Source organism: Candidatus Seongchinamella marina, from assembly GCF_026262685.1.
Classification (GTDB): domain Bacteria; phylum Pseudomonadota; class Gammaproteobacteria; order Pseudomonadales; family Halieaceae; genus Halioglobus; species Halioglobus marinus.
The window spans coordinates 179527-197387 of the sequence record NZ_SHNP01000005.1; the positions used below are offsets into that span (position 1 = coordinate 179527).

General features: G+C 54.4%; 16 protein-coding genes. 2 read left to right on the top strand and 14 right to left on the bottom strand.

Features of this window, described 5'->3' with window-relative positions:
- Positions 1-31: 31 nt before the first annotated feature.
- The 13 genes from EYC87_RS14490 to miaB all read right to left on the bottom strand — a co-directional run bounded on the left by EYC87_RS14490 (position 32) and on the right by miaB (position 13552).
- Positions 32-1894, bottom strand: coding sequence for a DUF6531 domain-containing protein (locus EYC87_RS14490; protein WP_279253506.1), 1863 nt, complete (start codon positions 1892-1894; stop codon positions 32-34).
- A gap of 116 nt (positions 1895-2010) precedes the next feature.
- Positions 2011-2529 carry an O-acetyl-ADP-ribose deacetylase gene (locus EYC87_RS14495; RefSeq protein WP_279253507.1) on the bottom strand — a complete coding sequence of 173 codons (519 nt, stop codon included), beginning with the start codon at positions 2527-2529 and terminating at the stop codon, positions 2011-2013.
- Positions 2526-2642: a DUF2788 domain-containing protein gene (locus EYC87_RS14500; protein WP_007229796.1), complete on the bottom strand. Its 117-nt coding sequence runs from the start codon at positions 2640-2642 to the stop codon at positions 2526-2528. Before EYC87_RS14500 ends, EYC87_RS14495 begins: the two co-directional genes overlap by 4 nt.
- Positions 2643-2674: 32 nt before the next feature.
- Complete coding sequence (locus EYC87_RS14505) at positions 2675-3112, bottom strand: OsmC family protein (protein WP_279253508.1); 438 nt, start codon at positions 3110-3112, stop codon at positions 2675-2677.
- Between the two features lie 98 nt (positions 3113-3210).
- On the bottom strand, positions 3211-3966 hold the full coding sequence (gene imuA, locus EYC87_RS14510) for a translesion DNA synthesis-associated protein ImuA (RefSeq protein ID WP_040541869.1): 756 nt from the start codon (positions 3964-3966) through the stop codon (positions 3211-3213).
- 196 nt (positions 3967-4162) lie between these two features.
- Positions 4163-5176, bottom strand: coding sequence for a DNA polymerase III subunit delta (holA, locus tag EYC87_RS14515; RefSeq protein ID WP_279253509.1), 1014 nt, complete (start codon positions 5174-5176; stop codon positions 4163-4165).
- A complete protein-coding gene (locus EYC87_RS14520) occupies positions 5176-5694 on the bottom strand; it encodes an LPS-assembly lipoprotein LptE (protein WP_007229735.1) in 519 nt (172 codons plus the stop codon). Before EYC87_RS14520 ends, holA begins: the two co-directional genes overlap by 1 nt.
- Positions 5695-5713: 19 nt before the next feature.
- Positions 5714-8173 carry a leucine--tRNA ligase gene (gene leuS, locus EYC87_RS14525; RefSeq protein WP_279253746.1) on the bottom strand — a complete coding sequence of 820 codons (2460 nt, stop codon included), beginning with the start codon at positions 8171-8173 and terminating at the stop codon, positions 5714-5716.
- Between the two features lie 97 nt (positions 8174-8270).
- Entirely contained in the window at positions 8271-9794 is a 1524-nt protein-coding gene (gene lnt, locus EYC87_RS14530; RefSeq protein ID WP_279253510.1) for an apolipoprotein N-acyltransferase, read from the bottom strand.
- Positions 9795-9803: 9 nt separating this feature from the next.
- Positions 9804-10649, bottom strand: coding sequence for an HlyC/CorC family transporter (locus EYC87_RS14535; RefSeq protein WP_279253511.1), 846 nt, complete (start codon positions 10647-10649; stop codon positions 9804-9806).
- Positions 10646-11125, bottom strand: coding sequence for an rRNA maturation RNase YbeY (gene ybeY / locus EYC87_RS14540; protein ID WP_279253512.1), 480 nt, complete (start codon positions 11123-11125; stop codon positions 10646-10648). The genes EYC87_RS14535 and ybeY overlap by 4 nt, the downstream gene beginning before the upstream one ends.
- A complete protein-coding gene (locus EYC87_RS14545) occupies positions 11122-12156 on the bottom strand; it encodes a PhoH family protein (RefSeq protein ID WP_279253513.1) in 1035 nt (344 codons plus the stop codon). Before EYC87_RS14545 ends, ybeY begins: the two co-directional genes overlap by 4 nt.
- Positions 12157-12220: 64 nt before the next feature.
- Positions 12221-13552: a tRNA (N6-isopentenyl adenosine(37)-C2)-methylthiotransferase MiaB gene (miaB, locus tag EYC87_RS14550; RefSeq protein ID WP_279253514.1), complete on the bottom strand. Its 1332-nt coding sequence runs from the start codon at positions 13550-13552 to the stop codon at positions 12221-12223.
- A gap of 201 nt (positions 13553-13753) precedes the next feature.
- Between miaB and EYC87_RS14555 the strand changes: the two genes are divergently transcribed.
- Together EYC87_RS14555 and lon are read left to right on the top strand one after the other, a co-directional pair.
- Entirely contained in the window at positions 13754-14098 is a 345-nt protein-coding gene (locus EYC87_RS14555) for a DUF1820 family protein (RefSeq protein WP_279253515.1), read from the top strand.
- 197 nt (positions 14099-14295) lie between these two features.
- Positions 14296-16722: an endopeptidase La gene (gene lon, locus EYC87_RS14560; RefSeq protein WP_279253516.1), complete on the top strand. Its 2427-nt coding sequence runs from the start codon at positions 14296-14298 to the stop codon at positions 16720-16722.
- Here lon and EYC87_RS14565 read toward each other — a convergent pair.
- Positions 16714-17790, bottom strand: coding sequence for a phosphotransferase family protein (locus EYC87_RS14565; RefSeq protein WP_279253517.1), 1077 nt, complete (start codon positions 17788-17790; stop codon positions 16714-16716). The two genes, lon and EYC87_RS14565, sit on opposite strands and share 9 nt — an antisense overlap.
- Between the last annotated feature and the right edge of the window lie 71 nt (positions 17791-17861).

Consider the following 17861-nt stretch of genomic DNA (forward strand, 5'->3'; position numbering starts at 1 on the left):
ATCCTGGGATTGTAATTAGCTGCCTGGGGTATCAGTGAGAGTCTGTTTCCACAATGCGTTTGCTCTTGAGGTTGCCGCTGCCGTCATAGTTGAAGTGAGTCTCACGACCTGGCTCAGTTAATAGACTGGGTAGATTGAAATCGACGTGCCATTCTGTATGAACTTCCCGTTCTTCGGCGGTATCTACCGCCTCACGGCGCATCAGTTCCCGTCCTTTGCTATCCCTCACATATTCGGTGACATTGCCGTTCCAGTCGGTTTGGGAGCGAATAAAGGCCCTGGAATCAAACTGGTATTGCTGGTTAGCAGCCACGCAGTTTGGGCTGGGGTGCCCCTCAACTTGAAATACACGCTGAACACCATTTATCTTGATGTAATAGTACGTTGTGCTTTTGCCAAGTGAATTGGTGACTGTGGTTCGACTTGTGCCTGGGCCGTTGAGGTTGCTGTAGTTAAAGGTGGTTTTTTCGGCTCCGTTGTAATGTTCCGAACTGGTCGCGCGGCCTGCAAGATCATATGTCCAACTGGCGTAACGGTCCCCATTTGCATCACTGATTCCAGTCAGCAGCTTGGGGTAGCTATTGTTTTCATAGTGGTAAGTTTTATGCCCTGTATTTCCCGGATAGCTGACTGAACTTAGCATTCCCTCTGAGCTGTAGGAGTATGAGTAGCGTTGTCCCAGTGGATCGGTGAACCCGTTGATGACGCCACTGGCATCAAGTTGATATCGAATCGCTCCGCCGAGACTGTGTTCGATAAGTATTTCATCGGCTTCATAGATGTAGTCATGGCTTATGCCGGAGCGCTGATGTACGCGAGTCAGACGGCCACTAGCGTCATAGTCTTCGACCTGATCGTCCAGCGTTTTGAACTGCCAGCCTACAATGTTGCCACTGATGTCGAACTGACTGCTTAGCTCACCTGTTAAATCAGTACTGGATTTTCGCCAGTTCCCGAAGCCCAATCCTCCGGTGTAAGTCAGTATTTTTCCGTCAGGTCTTGTTAACTGCGCCTCTACTGTGCCCTGCTGATGGTTAATGCTGGAATAAAAAGTCCATTTACTACTGATTGAGTTATAGGCTCGGTCTACTGCCAGTGGAAAAGTCCTGGCTCCCCGGTAGTCGCTCTCTAGTTGGACCTTGTTGCCCGCCGCCGGGTTAATGGGATTGCCCAGAGCACACTCAGTGAGGCCCATTTCGCGCCCCAGATCATCTTTTCCCGGAATTGAGAAAAATAGATTATCAATTCCAAATCCCGCCGGCTCTGTTGTGACCACGTACATTCGCCAGCTGGCAATGCCTATGTTGCCGCCTCTCGCAACGTAGCGAAAACTGCCTTCGTCGTGATTTTTGTAGGTGTAGAGCAGCTGCCCCTGGGGTCCGAAGAAATCCATTTGCACAGATTCAACAGCGTCGAAGTGACCGATGTCCCAGGTGAACTGGTAAACAGAAGAGGGCTGGTCAGTGCCGGGTACAACAAAGCGTCCTGTAATGTCCCCTTCAAACAGGGGCATGCCAGCCAATACCGGAGGTGTCGAAGAAGCCACGTCGGCTGTAGTGATGGGGGAGGATCCTCCCAAAACAATGCCCCTGTCCCGGTATTGGTCGCTGATGGTGGTCTCTAGCGGTAGTTCAGAAAAAGTGATGCGCTGTGAGTAGTTACGCTCTCCGGCTGACTGGGTCTGACTGCTAGTGGCAGTCTCGCTACCTTGGTTTGCAATAGCAGGCTGCTCATCACGGCTTGATGGGTTTATGAGTGTTGTGGAGTGACGCGGGAGAGTTAGCTCAACGGTTTCAATTATGGCCGAGTGGTCTGTGTGATCGGCAGAAGAGGATTGTCCTAGCGCCAATGTGGGAACAAGCAGCGCCAGGCTGCCGGCGAATCCATATTTCATCGCACTACCTCCGTGTAGTGATTTTCAGACGGCATCCATGCCACCCGGAAACAACTCTAGGCCGACAAAAGCGGACTAGCCAGCGACTGCCTGAAATTGGTTTCTTTTAGGTGGGGTTAAACTTTGGCTGGGTTGAAAACTGGCTGCCAGATCTCAAATATCCGATTCCCAAAAAGATAAAAGCTGATATCCAGCGATTTGAATTGTTGTTCGCTGCAAGTCGCGAAAGCCACCTCTGCAGCCGCGTCCAGGGGATACCCAAATACACCACAGGATATGGCGGGGAACGCAATCGATTGGCACTGGTTTTCCAGCGCTAGTAACAGGCTGTTGCGATAGGCGAGTGCGAGCAATTCTGCGGGGTTTTCTGCTTCATCGTACACAGGTCCCACCGTGTGAATCACGTAGCTTGCAGGTAGCTCGCCAGCGCCGGTAATCCGTGCCTGGCCAGTGGGGCAGCGTATGCCGTTCATCGCGGGTACTTTCCTGCATTCGGCTAACAGTTCGGGGCCGGCGGCGCGGTGAATGGCGCCGTCAACACCGCCACCGCCAAGCATCACTTCGTTGGCAGCATTCACAATAGCGTCTACCTCAGCGGTAGTAATGTCGCCAATAGTGAGTTTTATATTGTTCACTGTATGTCGCCGGCATTGCTGCGCTTGGCGAGGTCCCAAACAATAAAAATCATGAACAGGATGAGTGCTCCAACGCCAAGGGTGACGCCGTATTCTGTTAGCCACTCATCCATATTGCTCTCGCAGGCTGCGTCGCAGCGCTAATTTAAGAGGCGAAAACTATATCAGCATTAAGGTGGCACGGAGCCTTCATAGAATTGGTGATCATGCAGGCGCCCTCGGCTTTGTCCAGCAAGCGCCGGGCCTTTGCTTCATCTGTGCCTGCAGGCACAGTGAGAGTGGCTTTTACGGTAAATGCAGTGAACTGCGGTGCTCTTTCTACTTTATCCAACACGCCCTCTGCTGTTGCCTCTAGCGACACCCACTCCATTTTTGACGCGCTTGAAATAGCGCGAAAGGTGAGAATGAAGCAGTCGGCAACGGAAGCTACCAGCAAATGCTCAGGTGACCACTGGTCTCCCGAGCCGCCGAATTCCGCGGGTGGTGCGGAAACGATTTGCGGCATATTGTCGCTTTTCAGGGCAACTGTGCCTGCGGCTTCAGCGTTGGCGGATACGAGGTAGTGATGGGGAAAATCTTGCATTGCTTGGCTCCAATCTCTGTGCGTTTAAAAAAGTGCAGAGCGGAGTTTAGCAGAGCGGGGCTTGCGGATGTTTGACTTCTATCATGCCCCGCTTTTACTCAGGCAAATGAAAACGCCGGCTGGGCCTTTGGGCTCGCCTGCCCGGGGCTTGCCTGCCCGGGGCTCGCCTGCCACGAAGGTACTTCCCACAGCTGAGGATGCTCTGGCACGTCTTCCGACGGGGGCAGGGTCACGTCTATATACTGGTTGCCGCCGCGTTGCTTGAGAATATGTACCTTGCGGTATTCGCGCATTTGCAAGCGCAGGCTCGCGGGAGCGTGATTACGGGCGGCCTCCTGGGGGCGAAATAACACCGAAAGGCTGTCGCCGCTGGCGGCGGCCAGTTGCAGCTTGCGCAGTTCGCTATAGCTGTACTCATCTGCGCCAAGCCAGCTGAACACAGCGCTGCTGGTGGTGCTGCGTAGGGCTTGCTCGGTAGCCCACAACAGGTCTTCACGACTTTTGGGGTGTACCAGCAGAATCTGGTCGGTATCTATGCCCCTTGCCTTGAGCAAGGGTGCGTAAGGTGTGAAAGGTGGGGCAATAAATACCTGCCAGCGGCCTTCAGCGCTAAGTTTTTCCATGGCGGGCAGGAACAGGCCCATGGAGCCCAGACCGCAGCCATCGCTGAGTACTTCTACCGTGCTGCCAAGAGGCCAGCCATCGCTGCGCAGCTCTTTATCCAGCGTGCTGTAACCGGTGGAGAGACGATCCTCATCCCAGTGGCTGTCGCCGTTGGCGGAAAGTACCTGGCCGGCCAGGTGTCCCTGCCAGGTGTCGTTACGATTAATAACCTGCTGTAGTGCCTCATTCATGGCCGCGCCCTCTGCTGTATATTCATACACTGTTTGTATATACAGTAGTTGTGCTCAGCGGGCTTTGCAAGCGGTAAAATTTACATACTGCCAGCACCTGTCTCATTAGGCGACATGTGTAGATGAGTGCCACTGCACGGTGGCACCGGCATCGGCAGTGCCGGTTTCAGCCCTGTTTGTGTTGGAAAGTGGTTGTTTAACGAACGCTGGCGAGATCGAGTATTAAAGACTCTAAATTGTCCCAGGGCTTGCCCCCGGAGAAACCTTTGATACTGCCGTCTACCTCTGTGGCTTGCTCCATTAAGTGTGACAGCGAGTCGCGGCTGTGACGTCCCAGTGCCCCTTGCATCAGGCCTATGCGGTTTTTCCAGACTCTCAGTGAGCTCAATGCCTGCTGTGGGTTTTGACCGGAGTCAACGGACTGTTGTGCCTGATAGAGGGTGCGTATCTCACGCAGCAGTGCCCAAAGGGCCACGGCCGGTTCAGTGCCTTCGCCGCGCAATCCATGCAGCATTCTAAGGCTTCCTGCGGCATTGCCTTTTAGGGCGTTGTCGGTCATGTCAAAAAGGTTGTAGCGGGCGTTATTAGACACAGAAGTCGTTACAGTTTCTGCGGTAATCTGGCCACCCTCGGCCAGTAGTTTGAGTTTTTCCACTTCTTGCACCGCAGCCAGCAGATTACCTTCAACCCGATCGCACAGTAACTGCAGCGCATCATTGTCGATAGACATACCGGCGGCACTGACTCGTTGCTGTAGCCAGCGGGGCAAGTCTTTGGCATCCACTGGCCAAACCTGTACGGCAGCGCCAGCGTTATCCAGGGCTTTATACCATTTGCTGTTGGTCGATTGTTTGTCGATCTTGCCGGCGATAATTAACAGTACGTCTTCGCTACCAGCACTAATGTTCAGGTACTCCACCAATGCCTTGCTGCCCTCTGCGCCTGGCTTGCCCGTGGGAATACGCAGCTCTACCAGTTTGCGATCGGCAAACAAAGACATGCTGGAGGCGCTGCCGAGAATTTCGTCCCATTTGAAGCCAGGGTTACTTACGTCAATGACCTCGCGGTCAGTGCAACCGGCATTGCGCGCTGCCAGGCGCACCTGGTCGCAGCACTCCTGCACCAGTAGCGGCTCGTCGCCGCTGATGAGGTAAACCGGCAGCAGGTTCTGTTGTAGTTGTCCGGCGAGCTTCTCCGGGTAGACGCGCATCAGGATTCCTGTGCGGCGGCAAAGAAGGCGATGCGGCGTAAAATCTGCTGGGCCAGTTCGCCGCGCATTTCGGCTTTGAGAATACGAATTTCCTCAGCCTTGCCCACGACATTGCGAGGGTCATTTTCCATTTGTTTGACAACCGTGCTTGTGGTGTCACCAAGCACCGCTTTGCCTTCACTATCTTTGACCGAAAAAGTGGAGCGCATTGAGAGCTCAAATTCAGCAGCCCGGGCTTCAGAGTTTAGCGACAGGTTGCGTTGGTTGAATTGTTCAGGCCCAAGGACTACTGCATAGTTGGCGTTTTCCCTGTCTTCTTGCCACTCCACTCCATTGGCCGCGAATCGGGTTTTCACTTCCCGGCTAAATTCGCTGTTGGGATTGTTGGTGATGAGGTGCATGGAGCGCCATTCTTCGGAAACGGCTACATCGCCAGTACCGCGCAGCGCAAAGCCACAGGCTGAGAGCAGCAAGACACTACTGAGCAAGAATAAAGCTTGAATCAGGCGCTGCTGCATGGAGTGTTTCCCTGAGTGGTTAGTTGGCAACAATATTAACTAATTTGCCCGGCACTACAATCACTTTGCGTACTGTTACTCCCTCAAGGAAGCGCTGTACGTTGTCCTGTGCCAGGGCATCTGCTTCCACCGTGGCTTTATCAGTGTTGGTGGCAATTTCCATTTTAGCGCGTACTTTGCCATTAACCTGAACTACTATTTCAATGCTGTCGCGGGTCAGTGCTGCTTCGTCCGCAACAGGCCATGCGGCGTTAAGTACATCGCCTTCGCCGCCCAGCATGGGCCACAAAGTGTGGCAGACGTGGGGAGTGATTGGGCCCAGCATTAACACTACTGCACGCAGCGCTTCGTCCATTACCGCCCGGCTTTGTGCAGAGTCGTCCAGCTTGCCCAGTTCGTTGCAGAGCTCCATTATCGCGGCGATGGCAGTATTGAATGTCTGCCTACGGCCATAATCGTCGTTGACCTTGCCGATGGTCTCGTGAGTTTTGCGGCGAGCATTTTTTTGCTGGTCGGTCAGGGTCGCAGTGTCCAGGACAGGGGCAGGCTCCGCAGCCAGGTGCCTGTGCACCAGTTTCCAAAGACGCTTGAGGAAACGGTTAGCGCCTTCTACGCCAGAATCAGACCACTCCAGCGATTGCTCTGGTGGTGCGGCGAACATGGAGAACAGGCGCACCGTATCGGCACCGTATTGGTCAATCAGCGACTGCGGATCTACCGTGTTCCCCTTGGACTTGGACATTTTGGCCCCGTCCTTTAACACCATGCCCTGGGTAAGCAGGCGAATAAAGGGCTCATCAGAACTTATCAGGCCCTCGTCGCGCAGCAACTTGTGATAAAAACGGGAGTACAGCAAATGAAGAATGGCGTGTTCGATACCACCCACATACTGGTCCACCGGTGTCCAGTAGTCGGCTTCGCCATCCAGCATTGCCTGATCGTTTTTGGCGCAACCGTAGCGCGCGTAGTACCAGGACGACTCCATGAACGTGTCAAAAGTGTCGGTCTCGCGGATGGCATCGGCCCCGCAACTTGGACACGTCGTCTCATAAAACTCGGGCATTTTCTTGATCGGTGAACCCACGCCTTCAAACGCCACCTCGGTGGGTAAAATCACGGGTAGATCTTTTTCAGGGACAGCAACTGCACCACAACTGTCACAGTTGATGATGGGAATCGGCGCGCCCCAGTAGCGCTGGCGGGAAACGCCCCAGTCGCGCAAGCGATAGTTAACCGTGGGCTTGCCCTTGCCCAGTGCTTCCAACTTGTTGGCAATTGCATTAAAGGCACTCTGGAAATCTAGCCCGTCGAACTCGGCTGAGTTGATGGTGGTTGTGTCAGCCTTGTCAGCGTACCAGTCTTGCCAGGTGCTGGCATCGTAGCTGAATTCATCACCGGCTTTGTCGACGACCTGCACAATGGGCAGATCATATTTGCAGGCGAAGGCGTGATCGCGCTCGTCGTGGGCGGGCACTGACATCACGGCGCCGGAGCCGTAACTCATCAATACGAAATTGGCGACCCAGATCGGCACTTGTTTTCCGGTAAGTGGATGAGTGGCAAACTGGCCTGTCGCCATGCCCAGCTTTTCCATTGTAGCCATTTCTGCTTCGGCCACTTTGATGTTGGACTGCGCTTCAACAAAAGCCGCCAGCTCAGAATTATTGACGGCAGCGGCTTTGGCTACCGGATGCTGCGGCGCAACGGCCAGGTATGTCGCCCCCATTAAAGTGTCCGGGCGTGTGGTGTATACCGATAAAGCTTCGCCGTTGTGGTCGAAGTCCAGATCGACACCTTCAGAGCGTCCAATCCAGTTGCGTTGCATAGTGCGCACTTGTTCAGGCCACTGATCCAGCTTGTCCAGGTCAGTCAACAGTTGCTCGGCGTAATCTGTGATTTTGATAAACCACTGATCGATTTCCCGCCGTTCTACGGGGTTGTCACAACGCCAGCAGCAACCATCTACGACCTGTTCATTGGCCAGCACGGTCTGGTCGGTTTCACACCAGTTTACTTCCGCTTTTTTCTTGTAGGCCAAACCCTTTTCGAACAGGCGGGTGAAGAACCATTGCTCCCAGCGATAGTAGTCGGGGTCACAGGTCGCAATTTCACGGTCCCAGTCGTAGGCGAAGCCCAGTTGGCGCAGCTGCTCGCGCATGTAATCAATGTTCTGGGCGGTCCAGTGAGCGGGGGGAACATTGTTTTTGATGGCCGCGTTTTCTGCTGGCAGGCCAAACGCATCCCAGCCCATGGGCTGTAATACATTCTTGCCCAGCATGCGCTGGTAGCGGGCGATGACATCGGCAATGGTGTAGTTGCGCACATGACCCATGTGGAGCTTGCCACTGGGATAGGGAAACATTGCCAGGCAGTAGAACTTTTCCCGGCTGTCGTCTTGTTGTACGGCAAAGCTGTTGTTCGCAAGCCAGTGGTCCCGAGCAATCTGCTCCAGGGTATTTGGGTCGTATTGTTGCTCCATCACGGGCCTGATTGTGTCCTGTAGAGGGTGGAAAAAAGAAGCGCGAATTCTACCAGCAATTGGCGAGGGCTGCGATGCGCCAGGCTAAGCTTGTGAACTAGTCAAGATCTCGCCAGAAACCCAGGTACATAAGCACCATCAAGACCAGCCCAACGCCACTGCCGGCAATAATCGGGACTGAGCCGAAACTGCCGAATGGGGTATTACCCAGCATGGTCTCTACCTCTCCGGAGAGGCTGGTTTCCACAAACTGCTCAGTGGCAGCAACAATTTGTCCCCGGTGATTGATAATCGCTGAAACGCCGTTATTGGTGCCGCGAATCAGGTAGCGGCCGTTCTCCAGTGCGCGCATTTGCGCCATCTGCAGATGCTGCAGGGGGCCTATGGAGTCGCCGAACCAGCTGTCGTTGCTTATAGTGATGAGCAGATCCGCGTTGCGTGCGCTCTTGGCGACCAGGTCGGGGTAAACGATTTCGTAGCAAATATAGGGCGCCACCCGGAACCCGGCTGCCTGCAGTGGTGCCTGATTTTGTGGACCGGGGCTGAACGCTGACATGGGGAGATCGAAAAAGGCGATCAGCCCCCGCATGACGTCTTCCATCGGTACGTATTCACCAAAGGGAACCAGTCGCTGTTTGAAGTAAGCCCCTTCGCCCGCGCCCAGGGCCAAAATGCTGTTGTGATACTGCATACTGCCATCCGGCCGATAGGGAATGCCGGTGATCAGCGTAGTCTCGGCAATGGCGGCCTGCTCCGCAATAGGGTCGAGGAACTCCCTGGCATTTTGGTAGTAATTGGGGATCGCAGCTTCGGGCCAAACCAGAATATCGTGACCTAACAGAGGAAGGCTGTTGGACTCCAGCTGATTGAGAATGGGGCGATAGTACCTGCGATCCCATTTGTGCTGCTGGGGAATATTCGGCTGGTAAATGGCGACCTGCAATGGTTCCTCGCTGGCCCTGACTACCCATTGAATGGGTTTGAGCACACCGCCGCCCATCCACAGAATGGCCATGATGACCCCATAAGTCGCAATGGCGATGGGTTGCCGGCTGCGCCAGGCAAGAAAAATGCAGCTACCGGTGAGGGCACAGATAAATGACAGGCCAAATACGCCAAGAACAGGCGCCCAACCGGCGATGGGGGTATCGACATGAGCGTAGCCCAAAATCAGCCAGGGGAAGCCGGTCAATATCCAGCTGCGCAGCCATTCAAACAGTACCCAAAGCAGCGGAAAACCCATTAGCATGCCGCCGGGTAGTGGTCTTGTGTAGCGAACGTAGAGCCAGGCGAAGACTGCGGGGAACAGGGCCAGCCCCGCGCAAAACAGCGAGGTCAGCAATACAGCGAGAGGTATGGGTGCGTAACCGTGGACGTGAATACTGACGTAAACCCAGGAGACGCCACTGCCGAACATGCCCAGGCCATAGAGCCAGCCGCGCCATAGTGCCTGGCCTGGCTCGCAGGTGCTCAGCAACCAGGCAAATAGTGCGCAACTAAGGACGCCGGCAGGCCAGATATTAAACGGAGCGAGTGACAGCGTGACCAATGCGCCTGCGAGGGGCGCAAGTATCAATATTTGCAGAGGCGATAATCGAGATTCGCGCTGGCTGTCGGGCATGGTCGGTGTCTAGTCGTCCAGGGGCCGCATACGCAAGCTATGAATCTTGCGCTGGTCTGCGTTGATCACCTTGAACTCAAATTTGTCGATCACTGCCACCTCATTGCGACTGGGCATGTGACCCAGAGCCTGTATCACTAAACCGCCGATGGTGTCGAATTCTTCGTCTGAAAAAGTCGTTTCGAAATAATCGTTGAAATCATCGATGGGGGTGAGCGCTTTAATGAAATAGTCCGCATCCGAAATCTTACGAATAAAGCGATCTGCCTCGGCATCAGTTTCATCCTCGATTTCACCGACGATCTCTTCCAGCACATCTTCAATAGTGACAAGACCGGCGACACCACCGTACTCGTCAATAACAATAGCCATGTGGGTTCTTTTTTCACGAAACTCCCGCAGCAGGACATTGAGGCGTTTGCTTTCGGGAACGACCACGGTAGGGCGCAGCAATGATTCGATTTTGAAATTGCTGTGGTCCTTGTTGAGTATCTGCGGCAGCAGGTCCTTGGCCAACAGAATGCCCATAATGTCGTCCGGACTCTCGCCGATCACCGGGTAACGTGAGTGCGCAGAACGGGTGATCTGCGGAAGAATGTTTTCCAGCGAGCACTCTTCTTTGATGACCACCATTTGTGCTCGCGGAATCATAATATCGCGCACCTGCATGTCGGCAACTTGCATGGCTCCTTCCATAATGTTGCGCGCATCCTCGTCTATCACCTCGTTTTCTGCGGCGACACCGAGTATGTCCAGTAGATCCTTCTGGTTACAGGGCTCGCTCGAGAAGAGCTGTCCAATTTTCTCCAGCCAGGACTTCTCGTCCGAATCGCTGCCGGAATGTTCGTCGTTCATGCGTCCGCATGCTCCTTGGATTGCTCGCCCTGGTAGGGGCAGGGATAGTTGAGCGAGGTGAGAATTTCAGTTTCAAGTGCCTCCATGGCTAATGCCTCGTCCTCTTCGATATGGTCGTAACCGAGCAGGTGCAGGGTGCCATGTACGGTCATATGGGCCCAGTGAGCCTGCAGGATTTTTTGTTGAGACTTTGCTTCATCGCACACCACGGGCGCACAGATGACAATGTCTCCCAGTAGCGGTAGATCCAGATCTGGCGGAAGGTCTGAAGGAAAGGACAAAACGTTGGTAGGGCCAGATTTATCTCGATAGCCCTGGTTGAGTTTGGTCATTTCCTCAATATCCACCAGGCGGACACTGATTTCTGTATCTGCACTGCGGCGGCCGGACAGGACGGTGCTAATCCAGCCTCGTATGTCTTCCTCGTCGGGTGCGGATTCGCCACTGGCGTTTTGAATGTCAACTTGAAGGTTCACTGAATACTCTTGTCCAGCGGCGTGGCGCGTTCTTCGTGAGCATCGTAGGCCTGCACGATTCGCTGCACCAGAGGGTGGCGTACCACGTCCTTGTTGGCAAAGTAGGTAAAGCCAATACCGTCCACGCCATCAAGAATGTTACTGGCGTGAGTCAGGCCCGAATGAGCCCCTCTGGGCAGGTCAACCTGGGTGGCGTCGCCGGTGATCACGGCGGTTGAGCCAAAGCCGATGCGGGTGAGGAACATTTTCATTTGTTCCCGGGTTGTGTTCTGAGCTTCATCAAGAATAATGAACGCATTATTCAGGGTTCGGCCACGCATAAATGCCAGTGGCGCGACTTCGATAATGTTGCGCTCGATATACTTGTTGACGGTTTCAAAGCCCAGCATTTCATAAAGAGCGTCATAGAGTGGACGCAGGTAGGGGTCGATTTTCTGGCTCAGGTCGCCCGGGAGAAAGCCCAGTTTTTCACCGGCCTCGACGGCGGGGCGAACCAGTAAAATACGTCGAACTCGCTCTTCCAGCAAAGCCTCTACGGCGCAGGCTACTGCCAGGTATGTCTTACCAGTTCCTGCAGGGCCAATGCCAAAGTTAATGTCGCTGTGCTTGATGATGCGCACATAACCTTGCTGATTTTTCCCGCGCGGTTTGATCGAGGTGCGTTTGGTGCGAATGACCTGAATCGCTTCTACGGCTTCATTAGACTGCGCGGCATCTACCAGGTGTTCCATTCCGGCCTGCTGCAATTGCAAGTGCAGTGATTCCGGGCTTAAGTCTACGCCCTGACAAATCTCGGCATAGAGGTGGATCAGCAACTGTGCCGCCGTGGCCAAATTGACCGCCGGCCCACTTAATGAAAACTGGTTGCCGCGGTTGCTAATCTGGATGCCCAGGCGCTGTTCAATTTGGCGCAAATGACCATCTAACTGGCCGCAGAGCATGGCCAGATGACGGCCGTCATTGGGCTCAAGAGTGAGATTATGTTGCGTCGCGGGCTGGGGAGCCGTCGACGAATCGGGTTCGATATTCAAATTAGTCTTTGGCCCACCTTGGGCTGAGTCATGAGTAGGAAGCATATACGCGAATTAGCAGCCGTCAACCGGCCTCTAATACGCCGCGTAAAGAGTTTGGCAGGGCTTCGATGATTTCTACCTGGATAAATTCACCAATCAGCTCGTGATCAGTGCAGGAAAAATTCACTGCCCGGTTATTTTCGGTGCGGCCCTGCAGCTGTCCCGGATCTTTTCTGGAGACACCGGTGACTAGAATCGTTTGAGTACTCCCCACCATTCGCCGACTGATTTCCTGGGCGTTCTGGTTAATCCGCGCCTGTAAAATTTGCAGCCGTTGTTTCTTGGTGTCTTCACTGGTGGCATCGGGTAGATCTGAGGCGGGTGTGCCTGGGCGGGCGCTGTAGATGAAGCTGAAGGAAACGTCGAAGCCAATGTCTTCGATCAGCTTCATGGTATCGGCAAAATCCTTCTCGGTTTCACCGGGAAAGCCAATAATAAAGTCAGAGGAAATACTGATATCCGGGCGAATTCTTCGCAGATGACGGATTTTTGACTTGTATTCGAGGGCCGTATGCCCGCGCTTCATGGCTGCCAGTATCTTGTCTGATCCACTCTGAACCGGCAGGTGCAGGTGGCTCACCAGCTGCGGAATATCAGCATAGGCGTTAATGAGCGCATCAGAAAATTCCACCGGGTGAGAGGTGGTGTAGCGGATACGCTCAATACCGGGAATCTTTGCCACATAGTGCAGCAATTCAGCAAAATCGACGATCTCGCCGTCGTGACTGTCGCCGCGATAAGCATTAACGTTTTGGCCCAGTAGGTTAACTTCTTTCACCCCTTTGCCCGCCAGGTGAGCAATTTCAGCGATAACATCGTCCAGGGGGCGGGACACCTCTTCGCCGCGCGTATAGGGCACCACGCAGAAGGTGCAGTACTTGGAGCAGCCTTCCATGATGGAGACGAATGCGGTCGGGCCGTCTACCTTTGGCTCGGGAAGGCGGTCGAATTTTTCTATTTCAGGGAAGCTGACGTCCACAATCAAGGTGCCACCCGGACCTCGCTGTTCCATCATCTCAGGCAAGCGATGCAGCGTCTGGGGGCCAAACACCAGGTCCACGTAGGGGGCGCGCTTGCCGATAGCTTCCCCTTCCTGACTGGCTACGCAGCCACCCACGCCGATGATCAGGTCCGGATTCTTTTGCTTCAGGTGCTTCCAGCGCCCTAGCTGATGAAATACCTTTTCCTGGGCTTTTTCCCTTATAGAACAGGTGTTTAGCAAAAGCACATCGGCTTCTTCGGGGTTCTCGGTGGGCACCAGATCGTGGCTGTCCTCCAGCAAATCACGCATACGAGCGGAGTCGTATTCGTTCATCTGGCAGCCATGGGTTTTGATATAAAGTTTTTTGCTCACTGTGCCTCTAGGCCTGCGGATTTAGGCCGCGGGCGCTTTCATCATCGAAAGGGCAGCGGATTATACAGAGTTGATCTCGCGAAACCTAGAGCTGGCGCGGCTTTCGGGCTGGCAATTCCCGCTGATGGTGGTAATATTGCCGCCCCCTGAAATCCAGTGGCTGCTCAGGGCACGATTAATCCGCCATCGCACGAGGAAAACATGCCAGCTCAACCCGTTTATAAAGTGATTTTCCAGAACGGCAACCAGGTCTTTGAGGTGTTTGCCCGACAGATTTATCAGAGCGATATGTGGGGCTTTATCGAAGTGGAGGAGTTTGTCTTCGGTGAACGCTCCCAGATTCTGGTCGATCCCAGCGAAGAAAAGCTAAAGAATGAATTTAGCGGCGTTACCCGCAGTTATATTCCCTTGCAGGCCATTATTCGCATTGACGAAGTGGACAAGGAGGGTGCGGTGAAAATTTCTGAGGCCAAGCCTGCTGACAGCGGCAACGTGGCCAGTTTCCCATTCGCAGGCATCCCGCCGCAGCAAACCACGGAAGAATAACCCCTTCGCTAGCCGGTTTCAGGTAGCCTCTTGTTCAAGGCGCCTTGGCTCTACATGGCCCCTCTCTCCCGTGGCCTATAACCTGGGGTGACTCTGGCTGGCATACTCCCAAGCCCCGGGCGCCGTGACACTGCGCTTGAAAATCTCTTCCGCGACCGCATATAAGGACCATTGGCAGCGCAAATGAAGGGCACGGCATGGACCAACAAGACGAGGTGGTAGAGGCGGAAGTAATGGCGCCAGAGGAGGGCACTCGCCCGCCCGCGGTAGCCGATGATGTGCTGCCCGACACACTCCATCTGATGCCTATACCCAACCGGCCCTTTTTTCCGGGCCAGGTTCAACCGGTGGCGATCAACCCCCAGGAATGGGCAGAGACACTCAAAGGTGTGGGCGAGTCCGGGAGCGGGCTGATTGGCTTGTCTTATGTCCCCCAGAAGGAGAGCGGCAGCGAAATTGATCCTCGCCAGTTTCCGGAGATAGGTTGTGTGGTGCGCCTGCACAAACCGCCGGTCGCCACTGACCAGGAAGGACAGTTTCTGGCCCAGGGTGTTCGACGTTTTCGGATTGTTCGCTGGTTAAGTGACAAACCTCCCTACCTGGCTCAGGTCGAGTACCCGCGCAGTCAGGGCGACAAGGAGTCCGATGAGATCAAGGCCTACGCCATGGCGTTGATCAAGGAGATCAAGGAGTTACTGCCCCTAAACCCGCTTTACAGCGAGGAGCTCAAACAGTACCTGGCCAATTTTAGTCCTACCCAACCGAGCTTGTTGGCTGATTTTTCTGCTGCGCTGACCACCGCCTCTGGAGAGCAATTGCAGGAAATACTCGACACCTTGCCTTTGGTGTCGCGAATAGAAAAAGTACTCACCCTGCTGCGCAAAGAGCGAGAGGTGGCAGAACTGCAGGGACAGATCACCAGCCAGGTGAACGAGAAGGTGTCTGATCAGCAGCGGGAATTCTTCCTGCGCGAGCAGCTGAAAATCATTGAAAAAGAGCTGGGCATTTCCAAAGATGATCGCACGTCGGATTCGGAGATGTTTGAACAGCGTATCGCTGGCATGGAACTGCCTCCCGCGGTGGCTAAACGTATTCAGGAAGAGATGAACAAACTTTCAGTGTTGGAGACGGGGTCGCCGGAGTATGGGGTAACCCGTAATTATCTGGACTGGGCAACATCGGTACCCTGGGGAGTGCACTCTGAGGACAACCTGGAGCTGAAGAATGCCCGCACTGTGCTTAACGCGCATCATGAGGGCCTTGACGACGTTAAGGAACGCATTCTGGAATTTCTTGCTGTGGGCTCTTTCAAGGGCGAGATAGCTGGCTCGATCCTGCTTTTAGTCGGCCCGCCGGGGGTGGGTAAAACCAGCATAGGGCGCTCAGTTGCTGATGCGCTGGGCCGCGAGTTTTATCGTTTCAGCCTTGGTGGCATGCGCGACGAAGCTGAAATTAAAGGACATCGCCGCACCTATATTGGCGCAATGCCGGGTAAGTTTGTCCAGGCCCTGAAAGAAGTACAGGTTGCCAATCCTGTGATCATGCTGGACGAAATTGACAAAATTGGCGCGTCTTTCCAGGGTGACCCGGCTTCGGCTTTGCTGGAAGTTCTGGATCCGGAGCAAAACAGTGAGTTTCTGGATCATTACCTGGACCTGCGGGTAGACCTTTCCAAAGTCCTGTTTATTTGTACGGCCAACCAGTTGGACACTATTCCCGGTCCGCTGTTGGATCGAATGGAAATCACCCGGCTGTCGGGTTACGTGGCAGAAGAGAAATTGTCCATTGCCCGCAAGCATCTGTGGCCCAAGCAGTTGCAGCGCCATGGCCTGAGCGAGGATCAGCTCAAGGTTAACGATGCGGGCCTGAAGTACGTTATCGATTCCTATTGCCGTGAGGCCGGCGTGCGCTCACTGGAGAAGCAGATTGCCCGCATTATGCGTAAATCAATTGTGCGGATGCTGGATACGGATACCGAAAAAATGCGGGTGGCCAAGAAGGATGTTGATGATTTACTGGGCAGGCCCCCGTTCAGTCCGGATAAACCCCTGCGCGGTCTTGGTGTTGCAACGGGTTTGGCGTGGACTTCCATGGGTGGCGCAACTCTTGCCATTGAGTCCTCACAAATTCATACCCTTAACCGGGGCTTCAAACTCACCGGTCGCCTGGGAGAGGTGATGCGTGAATCTGCGGAAATTGCCTACAGTTACGTGATCGGACATCTCAAGGATTACGGCTGCGATCGGGACTTCTTTGATATGAGTATGGTGCATTTGCACGTGCCGGAAGGGGCGACACCAAAGGACGGTCCCAGCGCGGGCATTACCATGGCCACTGCATTGGTATCGCTGGCGCGCAAGGAACGCATCAAGCGGTCGCTGGCGATGACCGGTGAGCTGACTCTGACGGGTCAGGTGTTGCCGGTGGGTGGTATTCGCGAAAAGGTGATCGCTGCTCGCCGCAGCAAAATCATGGAGCTGATTCTGCCCCATGCCAATCGGAAGGACTTTGAAGAATTACCCGAGTACTTGCGTGATGGCATCAATGTACATTTTGCCCGTAACTATCGCGAGGTGTTCGAATATGTGTTTCACGAGCACAGATTAGATAAGTCCTTACATTGATGACAGCGCTCCGACGCGCTGTAGATGTTTCTTTAGCAATAAGCTGGCGAAGTTTTCCTGCACTTGATCTGCCTGGTCGGTGGCGAGCATGATTCGGGACAGAATCAGGCCGTAGCGCATCGCGGCGAATACCACGTAATAATCATAGTCACGGGCTGAATGTCCCGAGGCCTGTTGCCACTGGGCAACAGTGTCCTCGTAGGAGGGCAGTCCCGGTAATCTGGGCGCGCCCAGGCCCTCGGCAAAGGCGGAATCGATAAAGTTGAACCAGGCGATGTCCTGCACGGGATTACCCATAACCGCCATCTCCCAATCCAGCACTGCGGCCACATTTTCGAGGTTCTCACTGAAAATGATGTTACCGATCCGAGAGTCCCCCCAGCACAATACGGTGGGTTCGTTTTCCGGTTTGTTGGCCTGCAGCCAGTGGAGCGCCGCTGCGCCTATTTCGTGGTGCGTGCCTTCCATTGCCCAATCGTGATATTCCTGCCAATACGCCAGTTGCTGCTGCAGTGGTGTGTCGCCCTCAGCGATCGCTTCGTATCCCAGTACTTTGTGGTCCAGCTTGTGGTAACGGGACATCACATCTACTGCTGAGCGCCACATGACCTCGCGCTGCGCTTCGCTGGTCTCGTGCATCATCCAGCCATCCATATTATAAGGAGGCATATCGGATGGAATTCGCCCGGCTGTGTACTCCATGATGTAAAACTGAACCCCAAGCAACCCAGGGTCGGTCTCAAGGCCGAGCAGGGTGGGCACTGGAATGTCACTGTGGCGACCTACTGCCTCCATTACGTGGTATTGCTCGATAAGGTCATAACTGGGAAATACAGGCCGCTCGATTTCAGGCTGCAGCCTGGCGACGCAAGATTGTGAATGGTTTCGCCCATCCTGCTGCCAGTGAATATCAAAAAGTAAAGTAACGTTTGACATGCCCGTGCCTTCGGGGATGTCCAGGCCGGTGATGGTAATCGCAGTGTCACGGCGCTCGCTGAACCAGCCTTCCAGCTTCGTGCGGGTGCCGTCCAGATCTTCAACCAGGGGCGTGGGGCGTTCCTCTTTCACCGCAACTCTCCATTTCCGTCGACTATACGGTCGGATAGTAAGTGCCATATTGACTAATGTCTAACCTGGGC